16 protein-coding genes and 1 riboswitch are annotated in these 18442 nt (G+C 64.8%); of the genes, 7 read left to right on the forward strand and 9 right to left on the reverse strand.

Annotated elements, in window-relative coordinates; genetic code table 11:
- Positions 1–521: 521 nt before the first annotated feature.
- The 4 genes from N4264_RS00335 (at position 522) to N4264_RS00350 (ending at position 5047) form a co-directional block, all read left to right on the forward strand.
- A complete protein-coding gene (locus N4264_RS00335; RefSeq protein WP_261695097.1) occupies positions 522–2087 on the forward strand; it encodes a sensor histidine kinase in 1566 nt (521 codons plus the stop codon).
- A 41-nt stretch (positions 2088–2128) separates the two neighbouring features.
- Positions 2129–2860: an ATP-grasp domain-containing protein gene (locus tag N4264_RS00340; RefSeq protein ID WP_261695098.1), complete on the forward strand. Its 732-nt coding sequence runs from the start codon at positions 2129–2131 to the stop codon at positions 2858–2860.
- Positions 2861–3454: 594 nt separating this feature from the next.
- Positions 3455–4414, forward strand: coding sequence for a hypothetical protein (locus tag N4264_RS00345; RefSeq protein WP_261695099.1), 960 nt, complete (start codon positions 3455–3457; stop codon positions 4412–4414).
- 114 nt (positions 4415–4528) lie between these two features.
- Positions 4529–5047, forward strand: coding sequence for a DUF1579 family protein (locus N4264_RS00350; protein ID WP_261695100.1), 519 nt, complete (start codon positions 4529–4531; stop codon positions 5045–5047).
- On the opposite strand, the gene N4264_RS00355 is transcribed toward N4264_RS00350, so the two are convergent.
- Positions 5044–5388 carry a YkgJ family cysteine cluster protein gene (locus tag N4264_RS00355; RefSeq protein ID WP_261695101.1) on the reverse strand — a complete coding sequence of 115 codons (345 nt, stop codon included), beginning with the start codon at positions 5386–5388 and terminating at the stop codon, positions 5044–5046. The two genes, N4264_RS00350 and N4264_RS00355, sit on opposite strands and share 4 nt — an antisense overlap.
- Before the next feature lie 86 nt (positions 5389–5474).
- On the opposite strand from N4264_RS00355, the gene N4264_RS00360 reads away from it, so the two are divergent.
- Positions 5475–5915, forward strand: a complete 441-nt coding sequence (locus tag N4264_RS00360) for a hypothetical protein (RefSeq protein ID WP_261695102.1) — start codon at positions 5475–5477, stop codon at positions 5913–5915.
- Between the two features lie 2 nt (positions 5916–5917).
- On the opposite strand, the gene queF is transcribed toward N4264_RS00360, so the two are convergent.
- The 6 genes from queF to N4264_RS00390 all read right to left on the reverse strand — a co-directional run bounded on the left by queF (position 5918) and on the right by N4264_RS00390 (position 12497).
- Positions 5918–6742 carry an NADPH-dependent 7-cyano-7-deazaguanine reductase QueF gene (gene queF, locus N4264_RS00365; protein WP_261695103.1) on the reverse strand — a complete coding sequence of 275 codons (825 nt, stop codon included), beginning with the start codon at positions 6740–6742 and terminating at the stop codon, positions 5918–5920.
- A gap of 365 nt (positions 6743–7107) precedes the next feature.
- Positions 7108–7620 carry a hypothetical protein gene (locus N4264_RS00370; RefSeq protein ID WP_261695104.1) on the reverse strand — a complete coding sequence of 171 codons (513 nt, stop codon included), beginning with the start codon at positions 7618–7620 and terminating at the stop codon, positions 7108–7110.
- Positions 7621–7776: 156 nt separating this feature from the next.
- Positions 7777–8181 carry an acyl-CoA thioesterase gene (locus tag N4264_RS00375; protein WP_261695105.1) on the reverse strand — a complete coding sequence of 135 codons (405 nt, stop codon included), beginning with the start codon at positions 8179–8181 and terminating at the stop codon, positions 7777–7779.
- A gap of 55 nt (positions 8182–8236) precedes the next feature.
- On the reverse strand, positions 8237–9247 hold the full coding sequence (locus tag N4264_RS00380; protein ID WP_261695106.1) for a ribonucleotide-diphosphate reductase subunit beta: 1011 nt from the start codon (positions 9245–9247) through the stop codon (positions 8237–8239).
- 81 nt (positions 9248–9328) lie between these two features.
- Positions 9329–11773, reverse strand: a complete 2445-nt coding sequence (locus N4264_RS00385) for a ribonucleoside-diphosphate reductase subunit alpha (RefSeq protein WP_261695107.1) — start codon at positions 11771–11773, stop codon at positions 9329–9331.
- Positions 11774–11990: 217 nt separating this feature from the next.
- A riboswitch (cobalamin riboswitch) is annotated at positions 11991–12200 on the reverse strand.
- A gap of 105 nt (positions 12201–12305) precedes the next feature.
- Positions 12306–12497: a hypothetical protein gene (locus N4264_RS00390; protein WP_261695108.1), complete on the reverse strand. Its 192-nt coding sequence runs from the start codon at positions 12495–12497 to the stop codon at positions 12306–12308.
- 113 nt (positions 12498–12610) lie between these two features.
- Between N4264_RS00390 and N4264_RS00395 the strand changes: the two genes are divergently transcribed.
- Positions 12611–13531 (forward strand): LysR substrate-binding domain-containing protein, encoded by a 921-nt coding sequence (locus tag N4264_RS00395; RefSeq protein WP_261695109.1) that lies wholly within the window; start codon positions 12611–12613, stop codon positions 13529–13531.
- A 12-nt stretch (positions 13532–13543) separates the two neighbouring features.
- Here N4264_RS00395 and N4264_RS00400 read toward each other — a convergent pair whose 3' ends face one another.
- Positions 13544–14467, reverse strand: a complete 924-nt coding sequence (locus N4264_RS00400; protein ID WP_261695110.1) for a response regulator — start codon at positions 14465–14467, stop codon at positions 13544–13546.
- 93 nt (positions 14468–14560) lie between these two features.
- Positions 14561–16993, reverse strand: a complete 2433-nt coding sequence (locus tag N4264_RS00405) for a sensor histidine kinase (protein WP_261695111.1) — start codon at positions 16991–16993, stop codon at positions 14561–14563.
- Between the two features lie 470 nt (positions 16994–17463).
- On the opposite strand from N4264_RS00405, the gene N4264_RS00410 reads away from it, so the two are divergent.
- Positions 17464–18426 (forward strand): class I SAM-dependent methyltransferase, encoded by a 963-nt coding sequence (locus tag N4264_RS00410; protein WP_261695112.1) that lies wholly within the window; start codon positions 17464–17466, stop codon positions 18424–18426.
- Positions 18427–18442: the final 16 nt, after the last annotated feature.

The raw sequence follows: 18442 nt of genomic DNA on the forward strand, positions 1-18442 counted from the left end.
GCCTGCACGCAGCGCGCGACGACGAGGGCTGATAATAGTCCGGACAAGCCCTCGCCCCGCGCCCACCAGACCCTGCCGAATGTGCTTTTTTGTGTAGCGAAGCAGATCCCTGACCGTTGACCTGTACCGCAGGCACGACCAATTCTGCCGATGGATACGCTATCCACCGACAGAACTAAATTTGTCTATAAACACCGGCACTGGGCGTGGAAATTTGCCAACTATTGGGCCAACTCAATCGGTAGGTGCCGAACAGAAGCGGTTCGGTTTACGGGCTTCGCTGCCGAAGTGGTAGCGTATGGTCATGCCGAGGTGGAATATGAAGCCGTCGACTTGAAACGGAATGTGTCGGCGGGAGGGCGTTCGCATTCGGAACCTGCCGGGCGCAACCGGAAATCGGAACCGGTCCGGACAACACCGCCTGACCAAGCCGGCTGCCCGCGCGTATTTGCCCCCCTGATCACTCGCCGGCAGTTCGCCGCGCGTCCATAATCACGCGTGCCGACGGAATCGAGGTCTCGATGACTGCACGCCCGGACGACCCGCCGATCGAACTGCGTCACGCGGACGCCCTGAGCGAAGCCCTGGCGCGAGAGCTCTACCATCGTGGACTGCTGGGCCTGATTCCGACGGTGCCGGTCGTCGGACTGCTGTGGTGGATGCTGCGCGATGCCAGCCATACCCGCCCGGCCATCACCGTCGCGTTCGCCATGATTGCCGTGATCATCATCGCGCGCGCCGCGCTGGTCGGGCGGCACTACGTCACCGCGGGACGCGTCGTCGACCCGCGCCGGCGCATCCGCCTGTACGCCCTGGGTTCCGGGCTCTTCGGGCTGGGCCTGGGCGCGATGAACGCGCTGGCGGCGCCGGTGATTTCGCCGATCATGCTGGTGACGATCGCACTGGTCATTGCCGGATTCACGTCCCTGTCGACGGTCAGCAATGCGCCCAGCCCCTTGTGCCATCTCGCATTCGTGCTGCCGAGCATGGCGTCGGTGATGTACGGCGTGCTGGTCAATCCGGCGATGACGCTGCGTGGCACACAATTGACCTTCGTCATCCTGTATACCGCCGCGCTCGCCGTGCAGGGATGGAATGCGCACGTCTCAGTGCGCCGCACGCTAGCGCTCAGCCTGCAGCTGGCCCAGGCCAACCAGGACCTGTCCTTTTCGAACGAGGCCATGGCCAGAGAGATTGACGAGCGATTGCGTGCGGAAGCGACGCTGCAACAACGCAATGCCCAGCTTGCCACCGCCAACGAGAAGCTGGCGACCGCACAGAGCCAGCTGCTGCAGTCGGAGAAATTGGCGTCAGTCGGGCAATTGGCCGCAGGCGTCGCACACGAGATCAACACGCCGATCGCCTATGTACAGACCAATCTGAAAACGCTTCGCGACTATCTGGACGGTGTTTTCGCCCTTCTCGGTCTCTACCAGCGCGCGCAGGAGTCTGCCGATCCGGCTGCCTTTTCCGAACGCATCGCGCAGAAGCGCCAGGAGGCCGACATCGACTACGTCACGGGCGATGCCTTCACGCTCCTGGATGATTCCGAGTACGGTCTGCGCAAGGTGACGACGATTGTCCGCGGACTGAAGGACTTCTCGCGTATCGATGTGCCGCAGACCGAGGAAGCGGATGTGCACATGCTGCTGGACAACGCCATCAACATGGCGAGGCACGAAATCGGCCACAAGGCACGTGTGCAGAAGGTCTACGGTGAGATTCCACCGCTGCGCTGCCTGCCGTTCCAGTTGAGCCAGGTCTTTCTGAATCTCCTGGTAAACGCGGCGCACGCCATCGTCGAGCGCGGCGAGATCCGCGTCACCACGCGCCATGAGGGTGATTTCGCCCTGGTCGCCATCAGCGATACTGGCGTGGGCATCGCGCCGGAAAACCTCCCGCGCCTGTTCGAGCCATTCTTCACGACCAAGCCGATCGGGATCGGCACCGGGCTGGGCCTGTCGGTGTCCTGGGGCATCGTGAAGGCGCATGGCGGCACGATCGATGTCGATAGTGTGCCGGGCAAAGGCAGCACATTCATCGTACGTCTTCCGCTGGGAGGTCCAACCAGCGATGGGGCGTCGTGACACCGCTTGTCGTCGCCGCGACGATGTCGCAGTCTGGCCGAATGCCGACACTGATCCTGACACCCCGACAGACGCCCGATTCACGCGCACTCTGGAAGGCGGCCAGCCAGATGGGCTGGCAGACAGAACGCCTGGGCAGCTGGCGCATTCCCGAGCACGTGAGATCGGCGTCCGAGCCGGTCCTGTATGCCGAAGCGTTGTTTGGTCCGGATCTGGCGGCGGATCTCGGCCTGCGCCTGTTGCATGCGCCGGACGACTGGCTGCCGACGCTGCCGGAACGGTATCGGCGGCGCCGGGTGGAGTTGATGACACTTGCCGAATGCCGGAAGGTACCAGGCGACCATTTCATCAAGCCGCCCGGCGACAAAAGCTTTCCTGCTGCCGTATACGACGCGCAGACGCTTCCCGTTCTTGACGACGACACGCAGCCTGTCCTGGTCGCCGAAATTGTCCACTGGGCCATGGAGTACCGATGCTTTGTCCTCGACCGGCGCGTTGAAACCTGGTCCGTGTACCTGCGCGACGGTGATCTCCCCGAGGAAGGCGGCTATGGCGCCACGGCTGCCGAGGCGACCGCTGTCATCGGCTTCATGGACGCATTGCTTGCCGACCCGAGCGTCGTGCTTCCTCGTGCCTGCGTGGTCGACATCGGATACATCGCCGATCGTGGCTGGGCCTGCGTCGAACCGAACGGCGCCTGGGGCGCCGGTCTGTATGGATGCGATCCGGTCAAGGCACTGGGCGTCATCCGCCACGCGAGCGAACGCCGCTGAGCAAACGACGGCGCCGTGCGGCGCCAGCCGTCGAACGGTGCCAGCCATGGTCCGCCTGCAGGCCTGACGCACGCCGGCGTTCGGACGGTGCCAGGCATCACCGGCGATCCCGTCCGGATGACTTGCTACCCGTTTCTCAGTGGCCCTGCGCATGTGCACAGTTGCCCATGAATCCGTCGGGCTTTCCGGTTCGTGGGTGGCACCGTCCAGCCTTCCGGTTTCATGGGTGGCACCTTCCAGCCCGGCCCTGGTCTCACGGGTGGTTGGGCAGGCGCCAGTCATGCCGGCCACCGTCCGATGCCTGGCACCGTCCTTCACCGTTCTTCATGCCTGGCACCATGCGGCAGCGACACACCTCAGCGCGCAGCGCCAGAACCTGCCAAGCACGGTCATGCGGTGGACAGGACGCGCGCTCCTGATCGTGCCTGGCACCGTTCGGCAGGGTGGGGTTTCTGCAAATTCGATCACGAGTCGTGGCGATTGCGCCAAGTAGTGGCGATCGGCACGCACTGTGCAAATGGCGTGAAAACGCGGACGCGTACCGGTCGCTGCGAGGCGGCCGGGAGCGTGCTCGACCTTACCCAGGGGCAGCCCATGCTTTCGACCCGATATCTCGCCCAGCCGGACATCACCGACGCCGCGCGTGAGGCGCTGATCAACGCAGAACGTTTGCGTCTGGGCGGCTACTTTGCGGAGGCCTTCCAGGTCGCGGCGTCGCTGACCCGTCCAGGCGCCTGGGAGTGTCCGCGGGGCACGCAGAATTTCCGGCGCGCGGCGAGTCTTCTACCGACCCTTGCCTGGCTCAATGACACGTTCTGTCCGGCCGTTGGCGACAATCCACGACGCACACCGCGCGAGCTGGCGGCCTGGGCAGGCGGCATGGCGCGTCACAACCTTGACGCTCTGGTGATTGCCGGACGCCAGCAGCTACAGCCGGCCGGGACGGACTGGACCCAGGAGGGTCTGGACGCCCTCAACGGCGAGGTCTGCGACGGACGTGTCGCGCCCGCTGTGTCGGAGTTTTTGTCGGAGCTGGAATGGGTTCTCAAGGCGCGAGTCCGTCGCGCGCTTGGCCTGCGTCCGCCGGAATGGCTGCCGGTCGTCGCCCGCGGCGTGACGCCGTTCCATATCGGCGGCGGTATCCGGACGGCGCCCGCGGCGGATGGATTCCACCACCGCAATCTCATGGAAGTCCTGTTCCGCTGCATCGAACACACCGGTGGCGGCGCCTATCTGCCCGCACGGTGCGTGCTGCTGACCGTCATCCTGGAGTTGCATGAAGGCAGTCACGAGGGCGCAGCCGATGTACTGGCGCGCTGGTCGCCGTGGCTGGTCGCGCAGAGTGCGAGCGATTTCCTGCTCCAGCACTGGCAACCCTATGTCGACATGCTGCGCAGTCGCGCTTTGGCGTCGATGCTGGGTCTGGATGATGTGGTCGTGGCCAACTACATGACCACTTTCCGCAGCCGCCAGGAAAGCGCTCCGGGCACCGTAAGCCCGGCACAGGATCCACCTGCGACCGCAAGGCCACGCCTGTCGCTCGTGGTGGGATAACCCAATGCGCTGATACCGCGCAGGTCTATTGCGGCAATCGCGCGTTGGATGCCCGGCGGGTGCCCTCTTCCGCGCCAGCGCCCTACTCTTGGACGTCCCCGCCGGAGCACGTCCATGAAGGTCATCTACAGTGTATTTCTGGCTTTTGCGGCAAGCGCAGCGGTCGCCGCGGAAGCCCCGCCCCCCAAACCATGCACGGCACCCGCCTACCGCCAGTTCGATTTCTGGCTGGGCGAGTGGGATGTGTTCAATCCCGCCGGCAAGCACGTCGGCAAGAACCGCATCGAATCCATCTTGAACGGCTGCGGCGTGGCCGAACATTGGACCGGCGATACGGGCGTCCGGGGCACCAGCTACAACGCCTATGACCAGCGCCACGGCCACTGGAACCAGTACTGGGTGTCGGACGACGCCGATGTGCTGTGGTTGACGGGCAGCGCCGAGGGCAAGGGAATGCTCCTTTCCGGCGAACAGCCCGATCCCCAGTCAGGCAAACCGGTGCGCCACCGCGTGCGCTGGACGCCCCAGGACGACGGCAGCGTACGCCAGGTCTGGGAATCCTCCAGCGACGCCGGCAAATCCTGGAACACCGTCTTCGAAGGCCTTTACCGCCGCGCCGGAAAGTCCGGCTAGCGCCACGTTTCCGGCGTCAGCGGAGGCAGGCCGTAGTGGGCACGCGCCTTGTCGCACTGCGGACTGGGTTCGCCGTTCTCCCACGCGGGAAGCAGCTCGCGGCAGGGCGACGGCCGGTGCGCGTACTGGGTGCATCGGGCGTCGACGCCCACCGTTCCGGCCAGCGCGATGCAGTGCGAGGCCGGCCCGTCGGTGCCGCGCATGCACAGACGATGCGGGTCCAGTTTTTCGGTCAGGCGTACGTCCATGCCGTCGGGCGAATAGAGCGTGGACTCCGACCAGTGGAAAGCGACGCGGAAGCGGGCGCAACAGGCGCCGCAAGTCAGACAAGGATGCTGCATGGCGGATGATCGTGCGAACCTGCGCAGTATAGGGCCAGGCGCGTCTGCGCTACGCTGGTGCAACCGTCCTGGCGTGGAAACAAGGCATGTCCGAGACTTCCCAGCGGCGCGGCATCCGCCTTGCCAGCCGCGTGTTCCTGATCGGTTCGGGGATGCACGCCGTGCTGCATTACCGCTTCTATGTCGATACGGCGTCCATGGACGCCAGCCGGCGCGCCGTCATGAGGTATCTCCAGGGCGTGGTCGTCGTGCCCCGCTTCGGTACCACGATGTGGACGATCCTGTGCATGTTCAGTCTGTGCTTTGCGATCCTGCTGGCACTGACAGGCACCGCGTACTGGTGGATGGCCAAGGACCTGCCCGCTGCCCGTCTGCGCCCCCTGGCTACTGCCAGTGCCTGGCTGTGCCTGGGCAGCACCGCCCTTGTGGCAGGGCTTTACCCGGTGCTCCATGCGGTACTGATCCTGCTGCTGGCCAGTCTGGGGTTCTGCTACGCCGCCTGGTTCGCACGCCCGCGGGGGCCGTAGCGCTATTGCCGAGCGGTGCGATCGTTGGGCGGCACCCCGGGCTCGGTGGAGCGCCACGGATTGATGTCCAGGCCGCCGCGCCGTGTATAGCGTGCGTAGACCGTCAGCGCCTGCGGCGCGCAGCGCCGGGATATGTCCATGAAGACGCGTTCTACACATTGTTCGTGGAAATCGTTGTGACGGCGAAATCCCACGAGATACCGAAGCAACCCCTCGCGGTCGATCCGCGGCCCCCGGTAGGCGACCTGCACGCTGGCCCAATCCGGCTGGCCCGTCACCGGGCAATTGGATTTGAGCAGGTGCGATACCAGCGTCTCGTCCACCACCTGGCTGTCGTCTGCTGCCAGATAGTCCGCCCGTGGTGGGCCATAGTCGTGAATGGCGATATCCAGCTCGTCAATGCATTCCCCCGCTGGCTCGCTCAGGCCAAGCGCGGAGAACCGGGCGCGACCGAACACCTCTACCGCCACCGGAGCACCGGCCGCCGCGGATAGATCCCGCGTCATTCGCGCTACCAGTTCAGCAGCATCGACCAAGTGTGTCTGGGCGAAGGAATTGAGATAAAGCTTGAACGACTTGGACTCGATGATATTCGGCGACTGCGCCGGTATGCGGAACTCGGCAATGGCCACGTGTGGCTTGCCCTTTGGGTCCAGCCAGGACAATTCATAGGCATTCCAGATGTCCACGCCGTGGAACGGCAGGGCTTCTGCCAGTCCGATCTCCGCCCGCTTGCCCACGCGGGGAATCGGATAGAGCAGCGTAGGATCGTAGTCATCGCGATAGGCGACGGTCTTGCCAAGCGGGGAATGTTCGACCGGATTCATGCGCCCATTTTAGTGCAATTGCGGCCGCCGGAATCTGCCGGTCACTTTTCCCGCTCTGGCTGGTGCACAGGGGCATGGCTGCACCGTGCCAGGTCGCGCCCGCACCGTTTTCCGCTGACGGGGGCCAGTCAGGTATTGCGGTCGTGCTTGTCGCCGACGTGGCCCGCCCAAGAGCATGCCCAGAGCCGTTTCGGGCGCCGCTGTTGACGCCGACGCAGATTCACCCCGGGTGAACCCTGCGGGCTAACGCGAGCTACACAGGACGTAGCGGCCACGACTGCGTTCACTGTTGCAGTCGCTTCTGCGCGCAGGATGCGCGCCGCCTTTCCGGGGCATGCGGGTCGGCAATCCCGTGTCCACGCGCCCTATCGCGTCTTGTCCACCCAGTTCCCGAACTGCACTCCCACCACCGAATCGACCACCGGCGCCAGCTTGTCCAGCTGGTGCGCGGCCGTGCCGCTCACCCGATAGCTGACGGTGATGTCGGTTCCCGCCTCTGCCGCTTTGAGCGCGACGCTGACAACGCCCGTCACTGCCATGTCCTGCATTGGGCCGAATGCGCCGTTGATGCGCAGCAATTCATTGGTCCGTGCCATCACGACGCGGCCGTGCTCCGCCTCGCCGCCTTTCCAGCGTTCGCAAAAGCAGCCGCCCGCAGCCATCTTCAGGCTCAGATTGGCCGGATCGCCAGACCAGGTGTGTTCCTTCGGCCAGTATTTTTCCGGGTGTCCGAGCAACGCCCAGGCTTTTTCGGCGGAAGCGGAAGTGTGGTACTGCCGCTCCACGAGGAATCCGTCAGGCGTCGCAAACTTCACTTCCGCCGCGGCGGTGGTGGAGAACAGCGCGAATGCGGTGAATCCGGCAATGCGGAGCGTCATCGGCAACCTCCTGATGGATGGCTTCGAATGGTAGTGGAGAACGGCGCGGACCAGCGACGCGGCATTCGCGACGGGACGCACCCATTCCGCTGCCACGGCCGTTGCTCCGGTTTGCGCTGCCCGCGCGACTGTAGCTGATATGGCGGCGCGACGGTGCTAATCCGCGGGGCCGGTTGCCAGCGGCGGAACCGCAGTGGGCTGGCCGTGCGAATCCAGGGCGATCATGACGAAACGGCCACGCGTACAAAGGCGGGCGTCACCGGTCAGCGGATCTTCGGCGACGAGATCGACTTCCACCTGCATGGAACTGCGTCCGGTCTCCACAATCCGGGCGATCAGCTCCACCAGCTGTCCCTGCCGAACCGGCTGCCGGAAATCGACCTGTTCGGACCGCGCGGTCACGACCGTGCGACGCGCATAGCGGGTCGCGACGACGAAGGCCGCCTTGTCCATCCAGGCAAGCGCCTGGCCGCCGAACAAGGTACCCAGGTGGTTGGTGTGATCGGGAAAGACGATCTCGATCAGACGCGCCTCGCTGGCGAGGGGAGCGGGTACGGACATGGCAGCGGGCCCGGATGGTGCGTAGCATTCGCCGGCCGCGACGGGCCGGCGGTGGTCAGAAGGCGGCGTCGAACGTCACTTCACCTTCCACGGCAACCTGATACGCCGACACGCGGCGCTCGAAGAAGTTGGTCAGTTCCTGCACGTCCTGCAGGTCCATGAAGGCAAAAGGATTGCGCGCGCCGTAGCGCTTGGCCAGACCCAGCTGGGTCAGGCGCTGGTCCGCGACGTACTCCAGGTACTGACGCATATCCTTGAGCGACAGGCCGGCCACACCGCCCGAAAGCACGTCCTCGGCAAACTGCTGTTCGCAGGCGATGGCTTCGTCGAGCATGCGGCCGATCTCGGCTTCAAGGTCCGCGTCGAAAAGGCCCGGTTCCTCCTCGCGCGCCACGCGGATCACTTCGAACGCGAAAGCCATGTGGCCCGACTCGTCGCGGAACACCCAGTTGGTGCCGGAGGCCAGGCCGTGCAGCAGGCCGCGCGAGCGCAGGTAATAGACGTAGGCGAACGCCGCAAAGAAGAACAGGCCTTCAATGCAGGCGGCGAAGCAGATGAGGTTCAGCAGGAACTGGCGCCGCTGCTCGCGCGTTTCGACGCGATCGAGACGGTTGATGGAGTCCATCCAGCGGAAGCAGAACTCGGCCTTCTGCTTGATCGAGGGAATGTTCTCCACAGCGTCGAACGCCTTGGCGCGTGCCTCGGGTTCCGGCAGGTAGGTGTCGAGCAGGGTGAGGTAGAACTGCACGTGCAGGGCTTCCTCGTACAGCTGGCGCGACAGGTACATGCGCGCTTCGGGCGCATTGATGTGCTTGTAGAGATTGAGTACCAGGTTGTTCGCGACGATCGAATCGCCCGTGGCGAAGAAGGCAACGAGGCGCTCGATGAGGTGCCGCTCGGCCGGTCCGAATTTCTGGCGCAGGTCGTTCACGTCAAGGGAGAAATCGACCTCTTCCACCGTCCAGGTGTTGCGGATCGCGTCCCGGTACATGTCGTAGAAGCGCGGATAGCGCATCGGACGCAGGGTCAGGTTGAAACCGGGATCGAGCAGTTTGGCGGCAGACATAGGGCAATCCTTGGTGACGCGTGCGGCGCCGCCCCGTGGGACGACGCCTGGTGTGGACAATGACAGCGGCGGCGCCAGTGCTTACTGACAGGCCTCGCAATACTCCGGATTCTCCAGCGAGCAGAACACGGCCTTCTCCGCCTGCTCCTGCGTCGGAACCACTGCGGCCGCCGGCGCGGAGACCGTGGTCTTGGCAATCTTGGTCGCCGGACGCGAACGCAGGTAGTAGGTCGTCTTCAGACCCGCCTTCCAGGCGTACATGTACATCGACGAGAGCTGGCCGATGTTGGGGTTTTCCATGAACAGGTTCAGCGATGCCGACTGATCGATGTAAGCGCCGCGCTCGGCCATCATGTCGATCAGCGATCGCATCGGGATTTCCCACGCGGTGCGATAGATCTGGCGCAGGCGGTCGGGGATCTCGGCGATGGACTGCACCGAACCTTCCGACAGTTTGATGCGGTCGCGCATCTCGGCCGTCCAGTAGCCCAGCTGCTTGAGTTCCTCCACCAGATAGCGATTCACCTGGAGGAAGTCACCGGAGAGCGTTTCGCGTTTGAACAGGTTGGACACCTGCGGCTCGATGCATTCGTAGCAGCCCGCGATGGAGGCGATGGTCGCGGTCGGTGCGATCGCGATCAGCAGCGAATTGCGCAGGCCGCTCTGCTTGATGCGTTCGCGCAGTGCGTCCCAGCGTGCCGCATCGGACGGCGTCACGCCCCAGGCGTCGAACTGCAGTTCGCCGCTGGCCGTGCGCGTGTCAGCGAAAGCCGGGTGCATGCCCTGCTCGACGGCCAGCTCGTTCGAGGTGACCAGCGCGTGATAGTAGATTTCTTCGGCGATCTTCGCCGACAGCGAACGCGCCTCGGCCGAGTCGAACGGCAACCGCAGCTTGAAGAAGACGTCCTGCAGGCCCATCACGCCCAGGCCCACCGGGCGCCACTTCAGATTGGCCGTACGTGCGGTTTCGATGGGATAGAAGTTGAGGTCGATCACGCGGTCGAGCTGGCGCACGGCCACGCGCACCGTCTCGGCGAGCTTCACGAAGTCGAATCCGTCGTCACCCACGTGCTGGCCGAGGTTGACCGAGCCGAGATTGCACACCGCCGTCTCCGACTGCGAGGTGACTTCGATGATCTCGGTGCACAGGTTCGACAGATGGACGACGTTGCCTTCCTTCGCCGTCTGGTTGCAGGCGCGGTTGGACTTGTCCTTGAACGTCATCCAGCCGTTCCCGGTCTGCGCCAGCGAACGCATCATGCGGGCGTAGAGGTCGCGCGCACGGATCTGCTTCATCGCAAGGCCGGCGGCTTCGGCCTGCTCGTAGGCATGATCAAATGCCGGGCCGAAACGGTCGACGAGCTGCGGCACGATCTTCGGGTCGAACAGCGACCACATGCCGTCGGTCTCGACGCGGCGCATGAAGAGGTCGGGAATCCAGTTGGCGAGATTGAGGTTGTGCGTGCGACGCGCCTCGTCACCGGTGTTCTCGCGCAGCTCGAGGAATTCCTCGATATCCGCGTGCCAGGTTTCCAGGTAGACACAGGCCGCGCCCTTGCGCTTGCCGCCCTGGTTCACCGCGTTGACCGAGGCGTCCAGTGTCTTGAGCCACGGCACGATGCCGTTGGAAAGGCCATTGGTCGAGCGGATCAGCGAACCGCGCGAACGCACGCGCGTATACGACAGGCCGATGCCGCCGGAGAACTTCGACAGCATCGCCACGTCGGCATAACGCTTGTAGATCGCTTCGAGCGAGTCATCCGGCGAATCGAGCAGGAAGCAGGATGACAGCTGCTCGTGCGTGGTACCGGAATTGAACAGCGTCGGCGAGCTCGGCAGGTAGTCGAGGTTCGCCATCAGGCGGTACAGCTCCAGCGCCTCGCCCACGTCTTCGCTCAGGGCACAGGCGATGCGCAGGAAGAACTGCTGCGGCGTCTCGATGACCTTGCGCGACTGCGGATGACGCAGCAGGTAGCGGTCGTACAGCGTCCGCAGACCAAAGTAGTCAAAGCGCTTGTCCATTTCCGGATCGAGCGCGTTGTTGAGCTTGCGCGCATTGGCCTGCACGAATTCGAGCAGACGCGCATTGATCAGCCCCAGCTCATGGCCGCGCGCCACCGACTGCGAAAACGCGTGGATTTCCTGGCCACCCACTTCCTTGTCGATATAGGCCGCGAGCAGACGCGCCGCGAGACGGCCGTACTCGGGCTCTTCGGCAGTGAGCATGGCGGCGGTGCGGATCGACAGTTCGTCCAGCTCGCGCGTGGTGGCACCGTCGTACAGGCCGGAGATCGTGCGCGTGGCCACGCGCATCGGGTCCACCGAAAACAGGCCGTCCGCTGCGCGCGTGACGGCGCGGACAATCTTGTTCAGGTCAACCGGCTCGCGCTTGCCGTTGCGCTTGGTGACAGCCATGGCGCCGCTGGAGTGCGGTGGCGTCAGCGCAAACTGCGGCGCGCGGGTTTCGTTGTCACGCGCGGATCGCGCGGCGGTGGAAGTGGTGTTGTCGAGTTCGGTCGTATGCATGGCGTCCCTCCGGTGCGAGTGGGGGCACGGTCATCGTCCCGGCCCAGGGGACGACAAAACGAAGGGACGGCGACGCCGCGGTCAGGGACCGCCGCATGGCCACGCCCCCTCGGGCGTGCGGAGTGCAGGATGGTGATCGGCGGTCGCGCGCGATGAGACGGCGCAACCTTTAGGCCGACGACCTCCCCGCGGAGGCTCCGGAGCCAGTCCGCGCGGTGTGCGACGCGCGGCTGTCGGCAGGTATTCGGGCTCGCGGACCCGGCCCGACACGCGTCGAACCGCCTACACGCCGTCGCTTCCCAGCCCCGGAGGACCAGTGCATTTGACGACTGTCGTTTCCACTCACCGCTGCGGGGCAGCTCCGGAATTTCACCGGATTCCCGTTTAATCCCGGCCGAGACCGGGAACCGACGGGACACAACATATCGGGGTTGACAGAACCGGGTCAACACAAAAGGCTGTGGACTGAGCCCTTCGTCACCGAATCGGGCGAGCTCGGCGGAAGCGCCGTGTCAAGCCCGCGCCGCCGTCCTCAAGGGCACGCCAGCGCAGACGCGACGGTGCCCTCGGCAGCCGCACGCTCGGGCGCTGCGGCCCGCGCCGGGGACACTGGCCGGGCCGCGTCGACCGGCGTGGTCTGCGGAGCGAGAACGTCCGGCCGGACGATGTAGCCATGCATGAACAGCAGGTCTTTGGCGATCGAGAACTTGGCGAGGGAGAACATGGTGGGCTTCGCTTTGCGCCGAGGGCGCTGTGTTGAGGCGAATGCAAGCGTAGTCGCGCCATACCGCTGCAAAAAGCGATATCTTCGCAAGCCAGGCTTGAGGAATTCTCACAATGGCACGTCCGCCACTGGCCGCACTGCAGGCCTTCGTCCAGATCGCGCACTGGCGCAACCTGTCGCGGGCTGCCGAGCAGATGAACCTCACCGTCAGTGCCTTGAGCCACCAGATGCGCACCCTGGAAGAGCGCCTGGGCGAGCGGCTCCTGATTCGCGGGCCCCGCGGCGTTTCACTCACCCCCGAGGGCGAACGCCTGCTGGATGCCGTGGAGGCGCCGATTGCGGCCATCGAGCGGGCGCTCAAGCCGCCGCAGCGGCGTCATGCGGATGACCTGTCGATCAGCATGCTGGCAACGATCGCGTCGGGCTGGATGGTGCCGCGCCTGCCGCGGCTGTTCGCGCGTCACCCGCAACTGGAGCTTCAACTGCACTCGGGCGCTGCGCTGGTGGACTTCAGCAAGGAACCGATCGACGCCGCCATGCGCTTTGGTCCCGGCAACTGGCCCGGCCTGCACGTGGTGCATCTGTTCGACGAATGGGTCACCCCCGTGGCCAGCCCGAAACTCCTGGCGGAGCGCGGTCCGCTACGCATCGAGGAGCTGTCGCGGTGGCCACTCCTGGGCGATCCGGGCGATCGCTGGACAGACTGGTTCGCGCAATTTGGCGGAACGCCGCCAAAGCGCTTCGTGGCCAAATTTGGTGACACGGAGACACTGCATCGCGCCGCCACGGAAGGGCTGGGCATTGCGCTGGGGCGCGTCACCATGACGCGTGCCCTGATCGAGACCGGCCGGCTGGTGCCGCTCACCCCGTTGCGCCTGCGCGCGGAGTGGTCGCACTACCTGGTCTACCCGCCGCGCTCGGCCAATCACCCGGGCGTGCTCGCCTTCCGCGACTGGCTGCTGGACGAGGCACGGCTCCATGTGCAGGAGCTGGACAGCAAGACGGCGCCGAAACGGCGCCGTCCGGGGAAGTGAGTGCGGCACGCCTCAGGCGCGGGCGCGCTCGCGGATCCGCTGGAAGAACGACACCACCCGCGATGAAAACGAACCGGTCGTCTCTTCCGCACCACTGCTTTCGACCACATGCGCCTTGGCCAGCACTGGCGATGCGCTGAGCTGGCGATAACGCGCCATGGCCGAATCGACGGCCGTCTCGAGCATGTGCGGGCGCACGGGCTTGGGCAGGAAACGGTAGATCTGCGCCTGGTTGATCAGCTCGATCAGCTGCTTGGTATCGTGGAACCACGCCAGCACGACCGTGACCAGGTGCGGCGCATGCCGCTTGAGCGTCTTGAGCGCCAGCGTGATGTCGGCACCGCCCAGCTTCACGTCGGAGACGACCACGCCCACCTTTTCGCGTTCGATGATCTCGAACGCCGCATCCAGATTGTTGGCCCAGTGGACCCGTACGCGACGGCCCAGCGCACCTTCGATCAGCTTAAAGACTTCTTCGCTGTCGTCGATCACCAGCAGGTCAGCGTTGGGCGCCTTGTTGTCGGTGGCGACGGCGACCGGGTGGCGCGACTGCTCGAAGAGCTCGTTGGCAATCGAGGCGGCCTGGTCAATCGTCTTGCGGAACTCATCCGCATCCCACGGCTTGGAGATAAAACGGAAGATCTCGCCGTCGTTGATCGAACCGACGATGGCGGCCAGATCCGAGTAGCCCGTCAGCAGCACGCGCATGGTCAGCGGCGAGATCGCGCGCACTTCGCGCAGCAGGTCGACGCCGGTCACCTCGGGCATGCGCTGGTCGCTGACCACCACGTGCACGCGTTCGCGCTTGACCACGTCAAGCACTTCGCGCGGATTGGTGGTGGCGATGACGTTATAGGCCGTTTTCAGCAGGATGTTCAGCGAGCGGACGATGCGCTCTTCGTCATCGATGCAAACGATAGTGGGTTTCTCAGGCATGTCCGTACCCTCGGAACGTTCCAGAAGACGATGGGAAGCATAGACCAGACACCCGTACGGTGCCCGTCAACAAATAGTGAACAATATCGCGTCTCATGCGGCCACCTGCGCGCGTTGCTGGGTCGGCAGGCTGATGACGAACCGCGTGCCGCGACCGGGCTCGGACGCCACACGGATGTGCCCGTTGTGCTGCTGCACGATCTGATAAGTGATCGACAGCCCCAGGCCCGTGCCATGGCCGACCGGCTTGGTGGTGAAGAACGGCTCGAAGATACGCGAGATGATTTCCTTGGGAATGCCCTTGCCGTTGTCCTGCACGGCGATGTGCACGTAGCCGTCGGAATAGCTCGTCTTGATCAGGATCTTGCCGGTGGTCTCGATGGCCTGCGCGGCGTTGTTGAACAGATTGATGAAGATCTGGTTGATCTGCGACGGTGAGCAGGAAATCGTCGGGACGTCGGCGTAATCCTTGATGACCTCGACCTTGGCCTTGAGCTGGTTCCTGGCGATGTTCAAGGCACTGTCGATGCATTCGTGGATGCTTACGTCCTTGACCTTGGCTTCATCCAGTCGGCTGAAGTTGCGCAGGTTGAGCACCAGCTCGCTGATCTGCTCCACACCGTAGAGCGCGTCGGTGGCCAGCTGGGTGGTGTCTTCGGCGACCTGATCTTTGCGGATCTCCTGCGCACAGGCAATGGTCTTGGCAACATTGGCATCCGCCGTGACGGCGGCCGGGCTGCCCGCCTGTTTCTCGGCGATCTCGGCCAGCTCCAGGAAGCGTTGCTGCAATTCCTTGCCCATCAGGATGTTGTTCTTCACATAGCCCAGTGGCGTGTTGATCTCGTGCGCAATGCCCGCGACCATCTGACCGAGCGAAGCCATCTTCTCCGATTGCACCAGCTGCGCCTGGGAATTCTTCAGCTGGGTCAGCGTGCGGCTGAGTTCCTCGGTACGTTCCTGCACGCGCCGTTCCAGCATCGCGTTGGCTTCGGCCAGCTTGCCTTCGGAGGTGACGATCTCGTGCGCCAGCGTGTTGATGTGTGCGCCGAGCAGGCCAATCTCGTTGCGGCTCTTGACCTCCAGGCGGCTGTCATCCAGTTCGTGGTGGCGGCGTTCGCTGATCAGCTGTCCCATGCGGCGCACGGCGCCGGAAATCTTGGCGATCGGCCCGAGCATCCAGCGGCTGAAGATCCAGTACGCCAGCACGATGGCGAAGAGGATGGTCGCCAGCAGGTAACCGATCAGCAGCCGGGTGATGGAATCGGCCACGGCTACCGTTTCGGCAACAGGCTTGACCACGCCCAGCTTCCAGTACGGGCCGGGCACATGGAAGAGGAACAGGGTCGAAGGCTGCTTGAGCACCGGGTCGGTCGACAGCGGCGTGGTGCGATAGAGCGTGCCCTTGTCCAGGGTGAGCTGGTTCTTGAGCGGATCAGTCAGCACGGCAGCGGTCAGGAGCGCCTGGGAAGCGTCGATCTGGTAGCTGGCCTCGTCGATCTGCTTGGCCACGGCGTCGATCTTGTCGCCGGCGTTCTTGCGCGCCAGCGCCAGCAATTCATCGTTCATCGCAGCCAGCGCGCGCTCGGCCTCGGCAAAGCCCGGCTCGGCCTTCGCGTACTCGGCGGCGAGAATGAACTCCTCCGTGCGATCGCCCTTGTCGTTCTTGCCGATGCGCTTGACCTTGGTGGGGTCGGCGTAGGTGATGAACCGGTTGTAGCGGTCGACCAGGAAGATATAGCCGCCAGTGCGCTGGGCCCATTCGCGTGCGAAATTGGCCAGGCCTTCCAGGCGCATGTCGATCGTGGTGACGCCCGTCAGCGCTTCGCCTTCGCGCACTGGCACGGTGCAGGTCACCATCGGCTGGAAGGAGTAGGGATCGGTGTAGGACTGGCTCCAGTAGCAGGTGTCGTTGCGCACGAAGCGCGCCGGTACGTACCACTCTTCGTTGTGATAGCCCGGTCCCGGCTGGTTGTAGTCGTCGAAGTAGTTGAGCTGGTCTTTGTCGTCACGGCCCCAGAAGAAGCTGCGTCGTTCGCGATCGGGTGTGAAACGGAACGGCTCGGGCCAGAAACCGCCGCCGGCAACGCCGCGGTCGCCGCCGAAGTCGATCAGGCGCGGCAGGTCGGCCATGAAACGCGCTTCGTCTTTGGGCAGCACCTGGCTGGCGGTCGCGACCGAACGCGTCAGCGCCGAAACCTCGTCCAGGCGTGCGTCCAGCCCTGTCACCACGGTATTGCCCATCTGTTCGATCAGGCGATACGCCTCGCGTTCCAGATGCGTCTTGCCTTCGCGATTCATCACGATGACGATGCCCGCGACGATCCAGGCCGTCAGCAGGATGCCGGCGGCCAGTGCACGAAATTTCAGACCCCGGTGCCAGGCTACCGACCAGGACTGGTCCGGTGCTGCCGCGGTATCAGCAACGGCCGGCACCGTGGCCGGCGTGCCCGAATGAAGATGGTCGGCGCTGTCGCCCATACATCCGCCCCTGTATTGATGCTTTTGTAAATAGTCGCGGTTTTGCACGGGCTCGTGTCGAGGCCGGGTGTCACGAAATGTGACGACAGTCGCGCAATTGACGTGACGGACCGCACATTGGTACGGATCTGACAAGACACGCCGCGAAACACATCTGGCCGGATGCCGCAGTATTTTCAGCAATAACGTCCGCTGCGCCGCTCCGTCCCGGACCCGGCCGTGGCCGCTGGGTGCCACTATGTGACACGGCGCCAGTGGTCCTAGACTTTGGTCGTAATGCGCAGCGGGGCGCCGCTTTCCGGTGTTCTCGCGGCAGCGGAACGACCAGATCTGCGCAGATTCACGCCCGACCGCGCAGCCGCCCGCCCCGGAGGGGACGCTACCGCCCAGTCGTGCGAAATACGCGCCATGCCGTTGAGGGACGGCACGCCCCCGGTCGCGTCATCGCAGAGGGGCGTGGTAGCGTCGGCGGTCTGGCCGTTCCCCCTCTGCTTCCCCGTGGGTCAAGGAGATCCCCCATGCACAAGCTCGCGTTGGCATTGACCATTTCGCTCACCCTGGCCGCCTGCGGCGGCCAGGGCGAATCGCCCAAGCCGGTCGCACCGGCTGCACCGGCTGCACCCGCTGCCAAGCCGGTCGACCAGCCCGCCACCCCCACCCCGCCGCAGGCGGCCGGCGCGTCGCTCGATGCGCGCCTGGATACCGTACTCGCCGGCAGCTGGCGTTCGGCCGAGAACAAGGCACGCGACGCGCATCGCCATCCCAAGGAGACGCTCGCCTTCTTCGGCCTGCAGCCGGGGATGACGGTGATCGAGCTCACGCCAGGCGGCGGCTGGTACACGGAAATTCTCGCGCCGCTGGTCAAGGGCAACGGCAAGCTCGTGGCGGCCGTGCTCGACCCCGCCACGGCGGCTAGCGAGAAAGGCAAGGCCTACCACACCAAGTCGCTCGACAACTTCCGCGCCAAGCTGGCGCAGGACGGCGAGCGCTACGCCGATGTCGAGGTGCGTCCGTTCGCCCTGACGACGCCAAGCTTTGGCGCGCCGGGAAGCGCCGACATGGTGCTGACGTTCCGCAACGTTCACAATTTCATGATGTGGAACAATGACGCGGCCATGTTCAAGGCGGCGTTCGACGTCCTCAAGCCCGGCGGCGTGCTCGGCGTGACCGACCACCGCGCGGCAGCCGGTGCGGACCTGGCCAAGATCAAGGACTCGGGCTACATCCCCGAGGAATACGTGATCAAGCTCGCCACCGACGCCGGTTTCACGCTCGAGGGCAAGAGCGAGATCAACGCCAACCCGAAGGACACGAAGGACTACCCCGGCGGCGTCTGGTCGCTGCCGCCAACCCTCGACCAGGGCGACAAGGACCGCGAGAAGTACGTCGCCATCGGCGAGTCGGATCGCATGACGCTCAAGTTCGTCAAGCCCGCCGCGGCCGGTGACAAGGTGTTCCAGGCCAGCGATTCCGCGCGCTGAGTGTCACCCGGGCGAT

This window comes from Tahibacter amnicola, from assembly GCF_025398735.1.
GTDB lineage: Bacteria > Pseudomonadota > Gammaproteobacteria > Xanthomonadales > Rhodanobacteraceae > Tahibacter > Tahibacter amnicola.